Below are 16502 nucleotides of genomic sequence, written 5' to 3'. Positions count from 1 at the left end.
GGCTGTCCTGCATGGAAACAGAGGAAAACACTCATCAGCTGTCTCAGGAAACACAGATGGTGATTATCACTGGAATGTCTGGAGCGGGGAAAACTGTCGCTATACAAAGCTTTGAAGATCTGGGATTTTTTTGTGTGGATAATCTCCCGCCGACACTTCTGCCAAAGTTTCTGGAGCTGATGAAAGATTCAGGATCTAAAATGAACAAGGTTGCGCTTGGTATGGACCTGCGCGGAAGAGAGTTCTTCGATTCACTTTTTCAGGCACTGGATGATATAGCGGAAAAAGCGTGGATTACGCCGCAAATTCTTTTTCTTGATGCAAAAGATTCGACACTTGTCACCAGATACAAGGAAACAAGGCGCTCCCATCCGCTTGCTTCAACCGGGCTTCCGCTGGAGGGTATCAGCCTTGAACGCGAGCTGCTTGAAGAGTTTAAGGGCAGAGCCCAGATTATTTTTGATACAACAGATCTGAAGCCGAGGGAGCTCAGGGAGAAAATTCTGAAGCAGTTTGCTGAGAATCAGGAGCATACCTTTACAGTAAATGTGATGTCGTTCGGTTTTAAATACGGCATCCCGATTGATGCGGATCTTGTTTTTGATGTGCGCTTTCTGCCAAATCCGCATTATATTGAGCATATGAGGGCGAAAACAGGCCTGGAGGAAGAAGTTTCGTCCTATGTGCTGAAGTGGAACGAAACACAGAAATTTCTTGAAAAAATCCTTGATCTGCTGGCATTTATGCTGCCCAACTACAAGCGGGAAGGCAAAAGCCAGCTGGTCATATCGATAGGCTGTACAGGCGGTCAGCATCGTTCAGTTACACTGGCAGAGCATATAGCAAATCACTTTAAAAAAGATTATAAAACTCATGTGACGCACAGAGACATAGAAAGAAGACATCGTTAACGTGACAGATAACGTCGAGCCAAAAATTGTCATCATTGGCGGAGGAACAGGACTTTCCGTACTGTTAAGAGGATTGAAGAAATATCCGCTTGATATCACAGCTATCGTAACTGTAGCAGATGATGGGGGAAGTTCAGGCAGGCTCCGCAATGAACTGAAAATACCGCCGCCTGGAGATATACGAAATGTTTTAGCAGCACTATCAGATGTAGAACCTCTTGTTGAGGAACTGTTTCAGCACAGATTCAATAAAGGCAACAGCTTGACAGGGCATTCACTGGGTAATTTAATTCTTGCAGCGATGACCAACATTACAGGTGATTTTACGAATGCGGTCAGGGAAATGAGCAAGGTTTTAAATGTCAGAGGAAGAGTTCTCCCTGCAGCCAATACAAGTGTTGTGTTAAAGGCAGTGATGGAGGACCGTACCGTTGTATCGGGAGAGTCCAAAATTCCTATTGCCGGGAAAAAAATTAAAAGGGTTTTTCTGTCTCCAAAGGAGGTCGAGCCGCTGCCGGAAACACTGGATGCAATCAGCGAAGCAGACCTTATCATCATTGGTCCGGGAAGCTTATATACTAGCATTCTGCCCAACCTCCTCGTTCCGAAGCTTGGAGAAGCTGTCTGCCATGCAGAGGCACAAAAAATCTATATTTGCAACGTAATGACGCAGCCTGGAGAAACACTGTATTATTCAGCGAGCGACCATGTGAAAGCTCTCTATGATCATATGAACTGCGAATTTATTGATAAAATTCTTGTGAATCATGAAGGCATTCCTGATGAATTGCGGATTCGATATGCTGAAGAGCTGGCAAAGCCTGTTCACTTTGATACGGATGAACTTCAAGCTCTCGGCCTTGAAGCACTGTACGATTCAATTATTACGTATGAAAATGGTGTAATCCGCCATGATACGGTAAAGGTGGCCAAACTGATTTACGAGATGCTGAAGTAGTGTATACTAGAGTATATGAGCAATGCAAACGCATGCACATTTAGATAGATTGGGGGTGCAGTAAGCTTGTCTTTTGCATCTGAAACGAAAAAAGAACTGACAAACTTTGAAATGAAGCCTTGCTGCATGAAGGCTGAGCTTTCGGCTTTAATCCGCATGAATGGCTCCATTTCTTTTTCCAACAGAAAAATTGTGCTGGATATTCAGACAGAAAATGCTGCAATTGCCCGCCGCATTTATACCCTGCTTAAAAAGCAGTTTGATGTGAACGTAGAATTGCTTGTCAGGAAAAAAATGCGATTAAAGAAAAACAATGTGTATATTGTAAGGCTTGCAGATCAGGCCAGAGAAATATTGGAAGATCTATTAATTCTTGAAGAAGGATTTGTTTTTCACCGAAGCATTTCTGAAACGCTCGTCAAGAAAAAATGCTGCAAGCGTTCTTATATGAGGGGAGCGTTTTTGGCAGGAGGTTCTGTTAACAACCCCGAAACTTCCTCTTATCATTTAGAAATTTTTTCCCTCTATAAGGAACATAACGATTCCTTATGTGAGTTAATGAATACCTTCCACTTAAACAGTAAAACACTCGAAAGAAAAAAGGGCTTTATCACGTACTTGAAGGAAGCGGAAAAGATTGCTGATTTTCTCAGCAATGTTGGCGCGCATTCTGCTCTCCTCCGTTTTGAGGATGTAAGAATTGTCCGCGATATGAGAAATTCCGTGAACAGGCTTGTAAATTGTGAAACAGCCAATTTAAACAAAACAATCGGCGCAGCCATCAGGCAAGTGGAAAATATCAAATATATTGATGAAAGAATCGGCCTTGAGGCGCTTCCGGAAAAACTGAGTGAGATCGCAAGGCTGAGAGTCGAATACCAGGATGTTACTTTAAAAGAACTTGGGGAAATGGTATCAACAGGGACAATCAGCAAATCCGGAATCAACCATAGATTGCGCAAGCTGGACGGAATTGCCGAGCAGCTTCGTCTTGGACAGCCGGTGTCTTTTAAATAAATTGAAGTAGGGAGAGGGGATTAAGAGATGGTTGAAAAAAGTGTGGAAGTACAATTGAAAACTGGTCTGCAGGCACGTCCTGCAGCATTATTTGTACAGGAAGCAAACCGCTTTTCTGCGGATATCTTCCTTGAAAAAGACGGTAAAAAGGTCAATGCCAAAAGCATCATGGGATTAATGAGCCTTGCCATTGGGACTGGCACGACCATTACATTATTCGCTGATGGAGCAGATGAGGACGAGGCTCTTGAGGCATTGGCTGACTATGTGAAACAGGAAGGTGCTTAATCCTTCCGTTATCGGCAGGATTAGCATTCTCGACTGAATACCCTTTGATTTGGGTGATGATACATTTTGAACTGCACTCCATTGTTAGACATAACTAACGATTGGGGTGCAGTTTTTTTTGTTGAGAAATGGAGAATGGGACTGAGGCGGCATTTTTCTTACATTGATTTTTTAAAAATAATGTTTTCATTATTTAAAAAAATGACGGGCGGTGAAGTCTATTGAAATACACTGATCGTTCTTTAAGAATGATTGAATTTGCAGAAATGGAAGCTGAAAGGACAGCACAGATTGTGTATCCGGTTCATTTACTGCTGGGCATATTGCTCGATAGGACCGGGGCAGGTGCTGAGCTGCATAGGGAGTATCCAAGTCTTATAGGGATATTAAATGAGAGGATGAGGGAAATATACTCCGCTAAGGAAGAAAAAGGAGTTATTTATAAACCTTTTACCATACATATTTCTCAAACCACGAAAATGGTAATGGAGAACGCGAGGTATCAAATGAAACGTTTTAAACAATTGTATGTAAATGAAGGACATATAGTGGATGCAATCTTTAAAGTGAATGACTCTTTAACGAGTGCAATATTTGCTGGATTGGATGTTTCCCGTATTCTTGACATCCTGTCTCACCCAAGAGATATGATTGTTTTTTTAAAAGACTATTCTACTCCAACTATTCCAACAGGCGGGATAACTTTTAGAAAAGCAAAGCAAAGTGATGCTGCTGCTTTGAAAATTTTTGTAGGACGAGAATTTGGAAGTGGGTGGATAGAGTCAGTTTCAAACGGTTTTTCTCAAAAAGATATCCCTATCTATATTGCTTTAGAAGGGAAGGAGATTACAGGTTTTGCTTGTTTTGATGTAGTGGGAGGAAAAAGAGGCGTGTTTGGTCCAATGGGTACATCACTTGCATACAGGATACAGGGAATAGGATATACTCTGCTTCATTATTGTTTAAGTGAGATGAAGGAGATAGGCTATGAATATGCTGTTATTGGAGAAGCCGGTCCCCTTGAGTTTTATGAAAAAACTTGCAGTGCTGTTGTTATCCCTAGAAATAGTTTCTCATACCGATCGCACCTATGACGCGGTTGGAAAATAAACAGGTGTGAGCAATTTCCTATCAAATAAAATGTAAATGTGGGAATGGGTATCTAAAGAAATGAATGAACAAAAATTCACAGTTTGCTCAACATTTCACAATATCCAATGAGAAAGACTTGGTATAATTAACTTGTGATATCACAAACATCGCTTTCCATCTAATCGCAGTTATTACGCTAACTAAAGGAGAGATTACTCATGAAAGCAGTAGTAGTTAACCCAAACAGCAAAGCAAATATCGACATAATTGAAAAGGAAATTCGGCCATTAAAGGCTGGCGAGGCCCTAGTAGATATTGAATATTGTGGAGTTTGCCATACGGATCTACACGTAGCTGCTGGTGATTTCGGCAATGTTGAGGGACGTGTCCTCGGTCATGAAGGGATCGGCATTGTTTCTAAAGTGGCGGATGACGTGACTAGTTTAAAGATTGGCGATCGAGTGAGTGTGGCCTGGATGTTCGAAGCTTGCGGCAGATGCGAGTATTGCACAACAGGCAGAGAAACTTTTTGCCGTAATGTAAAAAATGCCGGCTATAGCGTGGACGGCGGCATGGCTGAACAATGTATCGTAACAGCTGATTTTGCAGTGAAGGTTCCCGAAGGACTACATCCCGCACAAGCGAGCAGCATCACATGTGCTGGAGTGACAACTTATAAAGCGATTAAAGTAGCTGATATTAAGCCTGGCCAATGGATTGTCATCTATGGCTGCGGAGGGCTGGGCAATCTCGCTATCCAATATGCCAAACATGTGTTTAATGCGAAAGTAATAGCTGTGGACATTAACAATGACAAATTAGCACTTGCTAAAGAAATTGGCGCAGATATCACAATTAATCCTGTGACAGAAGGCGATGCGGATAAAATCATTCAAGAACAAATCGGCGGTGCCTATTCCGCAGTAGTGACAGCTGTGTCCAAAGCAGCCTTTAACTCTGCTGTTAATGCCGTACGTGCTTGCGGAAAAGTGATTGCAGTAGGCCTTCCATCAGAAACAATGGATTTAAATATCCCGCGTCTCGTTCTCGATGGCATTGAAGTTGTCGGATCTTTAGTTGGTACTCGCAAAGATTTAGAAGAAGCTTTCCAATTCGGGGCAGAAGGCAAGGTTGTGCCAGTGGTTCAAACACGCTGCCTGCATGAAGTTGCAGAGGTCTTCGAAGAAATGAAACAAGGGAGTATTCAAGGCCGGATGGTCATCGACTTTAAATCAAATCATTGTGGATAAAATGTAAATAGATGAATAAAGGCAGAGCCCCAGGCTTTATACTTTCGGCTCTGCTTTTTTTGCAGCATGATTTTAATAGGCATTTTTAAACAATGATGGTAATAGTTTATTATGGCTGTTTTCGTAAAAATTTGTTGTTTTTGGACAAAGGAATATTATGGGTTGTAATAGAATTGATTAGTAAGTAATCCTAATTACAGAGTTGGAGTGATTAAATGGCATATGTTTATACTTTATTCGTTATTTCTGTAATAGGTTTTGTTTGTTATCGGATGATTAAGAAGAAATCAACGCCTTCGAATAGATACACACCTTATGATGACATCACAATGGGAATAAAAAGAGACGGTTTACAACAAGACAATCCAGTACAGGATACCAAGCATCACATTCAATATGAAGAGAAATCAAATAACCACAAGACCGTCTAAAGCGGTCTTGTCGTTATGCACTTTTCAACATATCAACCGTAGTGCTATTCGATTTTTGACACGCCGAAATAAGCATTTGCTCCACTTGTTTTTCAAAGGATAAATGCTTGTCCAATTCCAACCATCTGAACCAATAAAGATAGTTATCGAGGTATTTAGTTGCAACACCTTGAAACCGTTCCATCCAAGTCTTCAATCTGCTATGAAAATTGTTCACGTTCTGAATGTGGAAAATCCCTTTTTTCACCCGTTGTTTCTTGCGTTCATTGACTGTTTCGTGTTGTAATCCTTTGATTTTTGCGAACTTCTTGTAATTAGTCGCAGTATCGGTGCAGAGCAAAGAAGATGGGTGAATATACTTCCCAATCGCAGCGTCTATCTCTTCTGCTTTTACACGACCCGTTCCAGCCTTTAGAGCAATGATATTGTGATTACGGTCTTGTGCTACCACAACCGCAATTTTAAGGTCCGAAATACTTCTTTTTTCATCTTTCGTAGCACGTTTTTTAGCTTTTCGATGGGTTACTTCTCTTCCTTTCATTAACTCACGGAAGAATGTCTCATCACTTTCTACTATACCTTGAAGTTGTGCAAAATCGCAGTTGAGATGTGTATCTTTAAACGTTTAGCGATTTTTGGCAAGGTATATCCCTCAACCATCATCTCCATATACTTGACCCATTTCTCAGGATAACGAGAGCCTGAAAATGGCGTGTTTGTCATATCATTAAACGTTTTGTTGCAATCCTTACACAGATAGCGTTGGCGAGTCTTGTACTTACCATTTCGCTTAACAGACGTGCTCCCACAATGAACACAAGCCATACCACTACTAAAACGAGTTTCACGGATTTGTTTCAGTAGTTTTGTAACCTTGTCAGGTTCATCTGGAAATAAGTCTCTTTTTAGAGCATTAAACAGTTCTAACTGCTCTTCTGTTGTAAGTTCATTTGCATTTTCATACACATCCAACCACATACCGAACGCCTCTTTGAAACGCGATTATATCAAGCCTTTAACAGTTTGGTCAAGAAAGCAACAATTTATGCGAAAACAGCCTTTATTATTAAGCGGCTTTCCCATTGAGAAGGCTTGCCCACCACTAAAGGGAAAATAAACGGAGACATTCCGGTTATTTGCTATTTGCAGCTTATTTTGGGAGAAATAAGGGTAGGATTTCCGGTTATCTCAAAATAATGCCCCTTTTTAAGCGTTTTTAAGGTGATAGACGGAATAACTCCGCCTATTAAGGGCATTTTGGCCGCTATTTTCAACATAAGCGGAAATCCTCCGCTTATTGGTCAGTCCTGGCTGCTCAAACGGACTGATTATAATGCTATCTGTTGTTTAACCGGAAATCTTCCATCTATTTGTCAGCCCCTGCTGCAACCAACCAAATTCTCCTTTATGCTATCTGCAGTTTAACGTGGAATCCCCCAGTTATTTTTAAAATCTCTTTCCCTATCAAAAGAAATCTCCCGTCTACCCAATAAGCAGGTTGTCCCCCTGACTTAATCCCACCCGACAAGAGCATCCAAACCGCAAACATGTATGAGAGTATCCCTGTAACCGCCAAAAAAAGGCGGCCGGACAAATGTCTGGGCCGCCTTTTCCTATTGTGTTTATGATTCGTTGTTGTTGTCCAAGATGTTGCGCGTAAGAACTTTGTCGATCATTCCGTACTCAAGCGCTCGATCAGCAGTCATAAAGTTGTCGCGTTCTGTGTCGCGCTCAATGACTTCAAGCGGCTGGCCAGTACGTTCTGACAAGATTTTGTTGAGTTTTTCGCGAAGGAAAAGAATGCGTTTTGCAGCAATTTCAATTTCTGTCGCCTGTCCTTGTGCTCCTCCAAGCGGCTGATGAATCATCACTTCGCTGTTAGGAAGGGCATATCTTTTGCCTTTGGTACCTGCAGCAAGAAGGAAAGCACCCATAGATGCTGCCATACCGATACAGATGGTTGAGACTTGGGGCTTGATGAACTGCATTGTATCATAGATTGCCATGCCGGCCGTGATGGAACCTCCAGGGCTGTTTATGTAGATGGAGATGTCCTTTTCCGGATCTTCCGCTTCAAGAAATAGAAGCTGAGATACGATGGAATTAGCAACGTTATCGTCAATTCCGCTGCCAAGCATGATGACTCGGTCCTTCAGCAGGCGTGAGTAAATATCGTAAGCACGCTCGCCGCGGTTTGTTTGTTCAATTACAGTAGGAATTAAATTCATGTGTAATCCTCCTTAGCAGCTGGCAGCCCGGTTTCTTGTGCAAACCGGGTTAGCTGAAATATAAAGCTTTATGTACTGTTAATGATACATACAAGGTCAATTAAGGTCAAACAAAAAACTCAGATAAAGCCCTGAATTTTATCGACAGTGTTTGCCGACAGTTTTTTCTTCTGAAACCTCTATACATGATATCCGTTCCCGTGGAAAAATAAACCTTTCTTCACGCAAAAAAGCTCCCTCAATACCAGGAAGCTTTGACTTTCAATATGAATATGTAGATGTTATAGCGCGCTCGAAGGGATTCGAACCCCCGACTGACGTGGTACCGGAAACCACCGCTCTATCCACTGAGCTACGAGCGCATTTTTTAAAGTCAGTAAGAATATTATATATGATTTATGTAATCATATCAACCTTTATAAACATATCCTTTCTGTTTCTGACTATAATTGAAAGAAAGACCAGTGAGCGCAGGGCCGCACTGGATACTCTTCTTAAAGTGTTTTCTTTATTTCATTATATGCTTCATCAAGATTTTGAATTCTTTTCAGCACAACAGAGTTTTTGGTGAGCTGATCTTGGACCAGTGTGCTGACGACAGATCGGTAGTAGCTGTTCATTGCATCTATTTTGCCGGATCGTCCTTCATTCATTGAAATATGTTCTTTCAAATTTTGCTTAAAGTATGGCAGGGAAAATAATTCGCTCATTGAAAACGCTCCTTCCAGATTTGTATCATTACAAGCCGCCGTTGATTGTTGTAAAATGTTCATGTAGGGGGAAATAGACATGAAGATGAATGTTGGTTTGTTTCAAGAACAGTCTCTTAAACTGAATATGACTCAGGAGTTAAAGCAGGCGATTACTCTGCTTCAATATTCCGCTGCTGACCTCTCAGCCTATTTGCAGGAAATAACCCTTGAAAATCCCCTCATTGAATTAAGATACAAAAATAGTTCCAACGTATTGTACCATACATCTCCACGCAATAAGAATGCAAATCATGCTTTTGAAGATGAGATTGACAGGCTTTCTGCCCGGTCGGGTACACTGAGGGACCATCTTCGCGAGCAGCTGGTTGGATATAAGCTGACGAAAAAGGAAGCAAAAGGAATCGCCATTCTTTTGGAGTGCGTGGACCGTAATGGCTATCTGCTTGATTCCGTTGCTGATATTGCTGAAAGTGCGGGGTTGGAAGAGGATATGCTGCAGAAGTGCTTACCCATTATTCAATCACTGGAGCCTGCCGGCATTGGCGCGAGAAATTTGCAGGAATGCATTCTCCTTCAGCTCAGGCGGCTGTCTCCCAGAAATGAACCTGCAGAAAGAGTGATCTCGGACTACTTTACACTCTTTGCAGAAAAGTCATGGAAGCAGCTTTCCTTAAAAACAGGACTCTCATTACAGGAAATACAGCTTATACAAGATGATATTAAAGCATTAAAACCACGACCGGGGCTTGCGGTCGGATATTCCAGCCCCGCCTATGTGATCCCTGACCTGGTGATTTCCCTGATTGACGGGGAACCCGCCATCAGCTATCAGGACGGATTGTATCCGGAGGTTGTTCTTAACAAGAGGTATGTTCCTTTAGGCCAGGCTCCCGATGAGCACGTACGGGCATATATCGGCGGAAAGCTGCAGCACTTTAAGTGGATTTCAAAATCGCTGCAGCAGAGAAAGGAAACGATGCTGAAAGTGATGCGGGAAATTGCAGTGATACAAAGAGAATACTTATGCGGCACTTCCGCTCTTTTGAAACCGCTGACAATGAGGGAGATAGCAGACAGGCTGTCCGTTCATGAATCTACTATCAGCCGGACTGTGAAGGATAAATATATTCAAACACCTCACGGAATGTATGAAATGAAATTCTTTTTTTCAAATAAGCTGCAGCAGGGGAGCGATGAAATTGTTGCTTCTTCAGCGGTAAAAACCCTAATGACAAAGCTGATAAATTCTGAGGATGAAAAAAAGCCTTTTTCCGATCAGGCAATCGCGAACGCTTTGAAAGTTGACTGCCATATTGAAATTTCAAGAAGAACCGTGGCAAAATACAGAGAGCAGCTGAAAATTCCTGCTTCTTCAGCAAGAAAAAGATATTGAAAGAAGATGGTGCTATATGCTTTCTTTAACCGTATATTCACGCGCGCAATGCCCGCTTTGCGACAAAGCGATACTTGAGCTCAACGCTCTTCAGGAAGAGCTTCCATTTCACTATCACACTGTTGATATTTATGGAGATGATGCTCTTCTGGAACAATACCAGCTGATGATTCCTGTGGTTGTTCATGGAGAAGATATCCTTCAATACGGCCTCATTAGAAAAGAACATATAAGAAAGCGTTTACTTGAAAAAATGGGCGACTAATAGGTTGAATAAGCTTACAACCCCTGTTAAAATGAAAGTTGTAACAGGGGTGATTTTTTTTCACCATGGCGGGACATAATATGTCGCAGCGGGACAATAAAAGTCCATCTCATGAGTGAAGGGGAACTGTAGCAATGAGAAATATGATTGATGTTCAAAAGAAATTATTGCCCGATCTTCTGCAAGTGATGCAAAAACGCTATCAGATACTCAGATACATACGATTAATGGAGCCCATTGGACGGAGAAGCCTGTCATTAAGCCTTGGGATCAGCGAACGCATCCTCAGAAGCGAAGTCCTATTTCTGAAAGAACAGAATTTAATCGACATCGGCAGCAGCGGCATGACCCTGACAGACGAGGGCGGCAGCCTGCTGAAAGACCTTGAGGAAATGATGAAGGATGTTTTAGGTTTAACCCTTTTGGAAAATACATTAAAGGATAGATTAAATCTGAAGCAGGTAATAATTGTTTCTGGAGACAGTGATCAATCCCCCTGGGTAAAGCAAGAGCTGGGCAGAGCCTGTGTATCATGTATAAAAGAACGGCTGACGGGGAATAATATCGTCGCAGTTACCGGAGGCACTACTCTTGCAGCCGTAGCAGACATGATGACCCCTGACAGCAGAAACCGCGAAATCCTTTTCGTGCCGGCCCGTGGAGGGCTTGGAGAAAACGTTCAGAACCAGGCTAACACCATATGTGCGAAAATGGCTGAAAAAGCCATGGTGAATTACCGCCTTCTTCACGTTCCGGACCAGCTGAGCAAGGATGCGTATACTTCTATTATTGAGGAACCTTCCATCAAAGAGCTGCTGAGGACAATTAAATCCTCCAGTATGGTCGTTCACGGGATAGGAGATGCTATAACAATGGCGGAACGCAGGAACACTCCCAAAGAAGACGTGGTGAAAATAGAAGGGGCGGAAGCAGTTGCAGAAGCCTTTGGCTACTATTTTAACCAGTCCGGGAAAGTGGTTCACAAAGTACATACGGTGGGCGTACAGCTTGAGGATCTTGCTGATATTCCGCATGTGATTTCTGTCGCCGGCGGAGCATCAAAAGCAAAGGCGATCAAGGCTTACCTGAAACAAACGCTGGATTCTGTCCTGATTACAGATGAAGGTGCGGCAAAAGAGTTACTTAGGGAGTAATTTCTCTCCCTGAATATAAAATTTTTTCACCTATTAAAGGAGGAAACAACAATGGCAGTAAAATTAGGTATTAATGGATTTGGCCGTATTGGACGTAATGTTTTCCGTGCAGCACTTAACAATCCTAACGTAGAGGTAGTAGCAGTAAACGATTTAACAGATGCAAATATGCTTGCTCATCTTTTGAAATATGATACTGTTCACGGCAGCTTGGATGCTGAAGTTTCTGTAGAAGGAAACAACCTTGTAGTAGACGGCAAAGAGATCAAAGTTCTTGCTGAGCGCGATCCTGCTCAACTTGGTTGGGGAAATCTTGGAGTTGAAATCGTAGTTGAATCTACAGGCCGCTTCACGAAGCGTTCTGACGCTGCAAAACATCTTGAAGCTGGTGCGAAGAAAGTTATCATTTCTGCTCCTGCATCTGATGAAGATATCACAATCGTAATGGGTGTTAACCATGACAAATACGATGCTGGAAGCCATGACGTTATCTCTAACGCATCTTGCACTACTAACTGTCTTGCACCATTTGCAAAAGTATTGAACGACAAGTTTGGCATCAAACGCGGTATGATGACAACAGTTCACTCTTACACAAATGATCAGCAAATCCTTGACCTTCCGCACAAAGACTACCGTCGTGCGCGTGCTGCTGCAGAAAACATCATTCCTACAACAACTGGTGCAGCTAAAGCAGTTTCTCTAGTTCTTCCGGAATTGAAAGGCAAGCTGAACGGCGGAGCAATGCGTGTTCCAACTCCTAACGTTTCTCTTGTTGACCTTGTTGCTGAGCTTAATCAGGATGTAACTGCTGAAGAAGTAAACGCAGCTCTTAGAGAAGCAGCTGAAGGCGATCTTAAAGGAATTCTATACTACAGCGAAGAGCCATTGGTTTCTTCTGACTATAATGGAAGCCCTGCTTCTTCGACTGTTGATGCTCTTTCAACAATGGTTATGGAAGGCAGCATGGTTAAAGTTATTTCCTGGTATGACAACGAGAGCGGCTATTCTCACCGTGTCGTTGACCTTGCAGATTACATCGGTTCTCAAGGCCTTTAATTCAATCTGCCTGATATTCAGGTATCGTTTGGATTCAGAGAGGTAAAAGGCTATAATGGAAGCGTAACTGGGGGAAGGGATCCATTTCCCTTCCCTTTTATATTTTTACAGAAACTTGTTGAAGGAAAAACGAGAGAGGTTAACTAATAGTATAAAAGCTAGCAGTTAACCTGCTTTCATGTTTTGAGAAAAAGGAGGATTCCTGAAGATGGACAAAAAGTCAGTAAGAGACATCGATGTCAAAGGGAAAACAGTATTCTGCCGCGTGGATTTTAACGTACCTATGAGTGAAGGAAACGTATCAGATGACACCCGTATTCGTGCAGCACTGCCTACAATTCAGTATCTAACAGAGCAAGGCGCAAAAGTTTTGCTTGCAAGCCACCTTGGACGTCCAAAAGGGCAAGTCGATGAGGAGCTTCGATTGAATGCTGTAGCTGAGCGACTTCAAGAACTTCTTGGGAAAAATGTAGTAAAAACAGATGAAGCATACGGGGACACAGTAAAAGCTGAGATTAGCAAGCTTTCAGAAGGCGATGTTCTTCTCCTTGAAAATGTCCGCTTCTATCCTGGTGAAGAAAAAAATGATCCAGAACTTGCTAAAGCTTTTGCAGAACTTGCTGATGTGTATGTGAATGATGCTTTCGGAGCAGCACACCGTGCACATGCATCTACTGCAGGTATTGCAGAACATCTTCCAGCAGTAGCAGGATTTTTGATGGAAAAAGAGCTTGAAGTGTTAGGGAAGGCCCTTTCCGATCCGGAGCGCCCGTTCACAGCCATTATTGGCGGAGCAAAGGTAAAGGACAAGATTGGCGTTATTCAGCACCTTCTTGACAGAGTTGATAACTTAATTATTGGCGGAGGCCTTGCTTACACGTTTATCAAAGCCCAAGGGCATGGTGTCGGCAAATCTCTTTTGGAAGAAGATAAAGTAGATTTGGCAAAATCCTTCATGGAACAGGCGAAAGAAAAAGGCGTTAATTTCTATATGCCTGTAGATGTAGTCGTAGCTGATGACTTCTCAAATGATGCAAATACACAGGTTGTCTCTTTTGACAGCATTCCCGACGAGTGGGAAGGCCTGGATGCAGGACCGAAATCCCGTGAAATTTATGCGGATGTTATTAAAAAATCCAAGCTTGTAATCTGGAACGGACCTATGGGTGTTTTCGAACTGGATGCATTTGCAAATGGAACAAAGGCTGTAGCGGAAGCATTGGCTGAAGCAGAAGATACATATACAGTCATCGGCGGCGGAGACTCTGCAGCAGCAGCTGAGAAATTTAAGCTTGCAGAAAAAATGGATCACATCTCTACAGGCGGCGGAGCTTCTCTGGAGTTCATGGAAGGTAAAGAACTTCCTGGCGTCACAGCTTTAAACGATAAATAGAAATCTTTAAAAGCGGAAGTTGACCGCTTTGAAAGGAAGGTATATCGATGAGAAAGCCTATTATTGCAGGCAACTGGAAAATGAACAAAACACTTTCAGAAGCTAAAAGCTTTGCAGAGGAAGTAAAGAACCTGGTTCCTTCTTCTGACAAAGTAGAATCAGTGGTTTGTGCTCCTGCTTTGTTCCTGGAGCGTCTCGTGGAAACTGCGGACAGCACTCAGTTAAAGATTGGCGCACAAAATATGCATTTTGAAGAAAATGGGGCATTCACTGGTGAAATCAGCCCTGTTGCTTTAAAGGATCTTGGAGTAAGCTATGTCATTCTCGGCCATTCCGAGCGCCGGGAATTGTTTGCTGAAACAGACGAAACAGTAAACAAGAAAACGGCAGCTGCTTTCAAGCACGGCCTTACACCAATTGTCTGCTGCGGCGAGACATTGGAAGAGCGTGAAGCCGGTAAAACGAATGACCTCGTTGCTGATCAGGTGAAAAAAGCACTGGAGGGTCTTACTGAAGATCAGGTGAAGCAGGTTGTTATTGCTTATGAGCCAATTTGGGCCATCGGTACCGGCAAATCATCATCTGCAGAAGATGCGAATGATACTTGCTCTCATATCCGCAAAGTACTGGCAGAAACCTTCAGCCAGGAGACAGCTGATGCAGTCCGCATTCAATACGGCGGCAGCGTGAAGCCTGCTAATATTAAAGAATATATGTCCCAAAGCGACATTGACGGTGCTCTTGTGGGCGGTGCAAGCCTGGAGGCTCAATCGTTCCTGCAGCTTTTGGAGGCAGGACAGAATGAGTAACAAACCTGTAGCACTGATTATTCTTGACGGCTTTGCAATGCGGGATGAAATCCGCGGCAATGCTGTTGCGCAAGCAAACAAGCCTAACTTTGACCGTTTCTGGAACAAGTACCCTCATGCAACATTAAATGCAGCAGGAGAAGCAGTGGGACTTCCGGAAGGACAAATGGGCAACTCTGAGGTTGGTCATTTAAATATTGGTGCCGGCCGTATTGTATACCAAAGCTTAACAAGAGTGAATGTAGCAATCCGCGAAGGCGAGTTTGCGAAAAATGAGACTTTCCTGGGTGCGATTGAGCATGCCAAAAAGAATGGAACAGCGCTGCATTTGTTCGGCCTGCTGTCTGACGGCGGCGTTCACAGCCATATTGAACATCTGTATGCACTTCTTCACCTGGCTGCAAGCGAGGGACTGAAGAAGGTGTATATCCACGGTTTCCTGGATGGCCGCGATGTGGGGCCGAAGACTGCTCAGATGTACATTGACGCTCTGAACAAGGAAATGGCAGAACGCGGTGTTGGCGAAATTGCCACCCTGTCAGGACGCTACTATTCCATGGACCGCGATAAGCGCTGGGATCGTGTTGAAAAAGCATACAAAGCATTGGTGTACGGCGAAGGTCCTACTTACTCATCTGCTGATGAATTGATTGAGGATTCCTACCGGAACGGAATCTTTGACGAGTTCGTGCTTCCCTCTGTGATTACACGTGAGGACGGCCAGCCGGTGGCAAAAATTAATGATAATGATGCGGTGATTTTTTATAATTTCCGCCCTGACCGTGCCATTCAGATTTCCAATACGTTTACAAACGAAGATTTCCGTTCATTTGACCGTGGACCTAATCATCCAAAAGATCTTCATTTTGTCTGCTTTACACACTTCAGTGAAACAGTGAAGGGGTATGTGGCATTTAAGGCGACAAATTTGGATAATACGCTTGGCGAGGTACTTGCACAAAATAATCTCAAGCAGCTTCGCATTGCTGAAACCGAGAAATATCCTCATGTCACGTTCTTCATGAGCGGAGGACGTGAAGAAAAGTTTCCTGGTGAAGAGCGGATATTGATAGATTCTCCAAAAGTTCCAACCTATGATCTTCAGCCTGAAATGAGTGTGTACGAAGTAACGGACGCGTTGCTTGGTGAAATAGAAGCTGAAAATCATGATGTAATTATTTTGAACTATGCAAATCCGGATATGGTCGGCCATTCAGGTATGCTGGAGCCGACGATTCAGGCGGTAGAAGCAGTGGATGACTGCCTTGGAAAATTGATTGATGCCATAACTGCAAAGGGTGGTTATGCGATTATCACTGCAGACCACGGAAATGCTGACCAGACAGTAACAGAAGAGGGAACTCCTCACACTGCGCATACAACGAACCCGGTACCGGTTATTGTAACGAAAGAGGGAGTAACACTTCGAAAAGATGGTATTCTAGGAGATCTTGCTCCAACAGTTTTAGATTTGCTTGGGTTGGAGAAGCCTAAAGAAATGACAGGAACAACATTATTTACTAAATAACTCTTAAAGGAGA

General features: G+C 42.9%; 16 protein-coding genes, 1 tRNA gene and 1 pseudogene. 14 read left to right on the top strand and 4 right to left on the bottom strand.

The features are described from left to right. The first annotated feature begins 11 nt into the window (after window positions 1-11). The 7 genes from rapZ to GJU40_RS21530 all read left to right on the top strand — a co-directional run bounded on the left by rapZ (window position 12) and on the right by GJU40_RS21530 (window position 5947). Window positions 12-911, top strand: a complete 900-nt coding sequence (rapZ, locus tag GJU40_RS09330; protein ID WP_154307492.1) for an RNase adapter RapZ — start codon at window positions 12-14, stop codon at window positions 909-911. Between the two features lies 1 nt (window position 912). Next, window positions 913-1869: a gluconeogenesis factor YvcK family protein gene (locus tag GJU40_RS09325; protein ID WP_343031488.1), complete on the top strand. Its 957-nt coding sequence runs from the start codon at window positions 913-915 to the stop codon at window positions 1867-1869. A gap of 66 nt (window positions 1870-1935) precedes the next feature. After that, window positions 1936-2886: a DNA-binding protein WhiA gene (whiA, locus tag GJU40_RS09320; protein WP_154307491.1), complete on the top strand. Its 951-nt coding sequence runs from the start codon at window positions 1936-1938 to the stop codon at window positions 2884-2886. Between the two features lie 27 nt (window positions 2887-2913). Continuing rightward, window positions 2914-3174, top strand: a complete 261-nt coding sequence (locus tag GJU40_RS09315; RefSeq protein WP_154307490.1) for an HPr family phosphocarrier protein — start codon at window positions 2914-2916, stop codon at window positions 3172-3174. A gap of 221 nt (window positions 3175-3395) precedes the next feature. Continuing rightward, on the top strand, window positions 3396-4268 hold the full coding sequence (locus tag GJU40_RS09310; RefSeq protein ID WP_154307489.1) for a GNAT family N-acetyltransferase: 873 nt from the start codon (window positions 3396-3398) through the stop codon (window positions 4266-4268). A gap of 216 nt (window positions 4269-4484) precedes the next feature. Beyond that, window positions 4485-5516: an alcohol dehydrogenase AdhP gene (gene adhP / locus GJU40_RS09305; RefSeq protein ID WP_154307488.1), complete on the top strand. Its 1032-nt coding sequence runs from the start codon at window positions 4485-4487 to the stop codon at window positions 5514-5516. A 215-nt stretch (window positions 5517-5731) separates the two neighbouring features. Next, on the top strand, window positions 5732-5947 hold the full coding sequence (locus GJU40_RS21530; protein ID WP_154307487.1) for a DUF3951 domain-containing protein: 216 nt from the start codon (window positions 5732-5734) through the stop codon (window positions 5945-5947). A gap of 13 nt (window positions 5948-5960) precedes the next feature. Here the strand turns inward: GJU40_RS21530 and GJU40_RS09295 are convergent. The 4 genes and pseudogenes from GJU40_RS09295 to yvfG all read right to left on the bottom strand — a co-directional run bounded on the left by GJU40_RS09295 (window position 5961) and on the right by yvfG (window position 8885). Then, a pseudogene (locus GJU40_RS09295) lies at window positions 5961-6925 on the bottom strand (IS1595 family transposase). A gap of 644 nt (window positions 6926-7569) precedes the next feature. Beyond that, window positions 7570-8175 carry an ATP-dependent Clp endopeptidase proteolytic subunit ClpP gene (gene clpP, locus GJU40_RS09290; protein WP_154307486.1) on the bottom strand — a complete coding sequence of 202 codons (606 nt, stop codon included), beginning with the start codon at window positions 8173-8175 and terminating at the stop codon, window positions 7570-7572. A 287-nt stretch (window positions 8176-8462) separates the two neighbouring features. Next, window positions 8463-8537 (bottom strand) — tRNA-Arg (locus GJU40_RS09285). 132 nt (window positions 8538-8669) lie between these two features. Next, window positions 8670-8885, bottom strand: a complete 216-nt coding sequence (gene yvfG / locus GJU40_RS09280) for a protein YvfG (RefSeq protein WP_154307485.1) — start codon at window positions 8883-8885, stop codon at window positions 8670-8672. Window positions 8886-8964: 79 nt separating this feature from the next. Here yvfG and rpoN point away from each other — a divergent pair, with 79 nt between their 5' ends. The 7 genes from rpoN (at window position 8965) to gpmI (ending at window position 16489) form a co-directional block, all read left to right on the top strand. After that, window positions 8965-10281: an RNA polymerase factor sigma-54 gene (gene rpoN / locus GJU40_RS09275; RefSeq protein WP_154307484.1), complete on the top strand. Its 1317-nt coding sequence runs from the start codon at window positions 8965-8967 to the stop codon at window positions 10279-10281. A 16-nt stretch (window positions 10282-10297) separates the two neighbouring features. Further along, entirely contained in the window at window positions 10298-10546 is a 249-nt protein-coding gene (locus tag GJU40_RS09270) for a glutaredoxin family protein (RefSeq protein WP_154307483.1), read from the top strand. A gap of 134 nt (window positions 10547-10680) precedes the next feature. After that, on the top strand, window positions 10681-11700 hold the full coding sequence (locus GJU40_RS09265) for a sugar-binding transcriptional regulator (protein WP_154307482.1): 1020 nt from the start codon (window positions 10681-10683) through the stop codon (window positions 11698-11700). Between the two features lie 51 nt (window positions 11701-11751). After that, window positions 11752-12759, top strand: coding sequence for a type I glyceraldehyde-3-phosphate dehydrogenase (gene gap, locus GJU40_RS09260; protein ID WP_154307481.1), 1008 nt, complete (start codon window positions 11752-11754; stop codon window positions 12757-12759). Between the two features lie 208 nt (window positions 12760-12967). Then, a complete protein-coding gene (locus GJU40_RS09255; RefSeq protein WP_154307480.1) occupies window positions 12968-14152 on the top strand; it encodes a phosphoglycerate kinase in 1185 nt (394 codons plus the stop codon). Window positions 14153-14199: 47 nt separating this feature from the next. Beyond that, on the top strand, window positions 14200-14961 hold the full coding sequence (gene tpiA, locus GJU40_RS09250; RefSeq protein WP_154307479.1) for a triose-phosphate isomerase: 762 nt from the start codon (window positions 14200-14202) through the stop codon (window positions 14959-14961). Continuing rightward, window positions 14954-16489 carry a 2,3-bisphosphoglycerate-independent phosphoglycerate mutase gene (gene gpmI / locus GJU40_RS09245; RefSeq protein WP_154307478.1) on the top strand — a complete coding sequence of 512 codons (1536 nt, stop codon included), beginning with the start codon at window positions 14954-14956 and terminating at the stop codon, window positions 16487-16489. Before tpiA ends, gpmI begins: the two co-directional genes overlap by 8 nt. Window positions 16490-16502: the final 13 nt, after the last annotated feature.

The organism is Metabacillus lacus (genome assembly GCF_009674805.1).
Classification (GTDB): Bacteria; Bacillota; Bacilli; order Bacillales; family Bacillaceae; genus Metabacillus_C; species Metabacillus_C lacus.
This window is presented reverse-complemented; position numbering and strand designations above follow the sequence as displayed.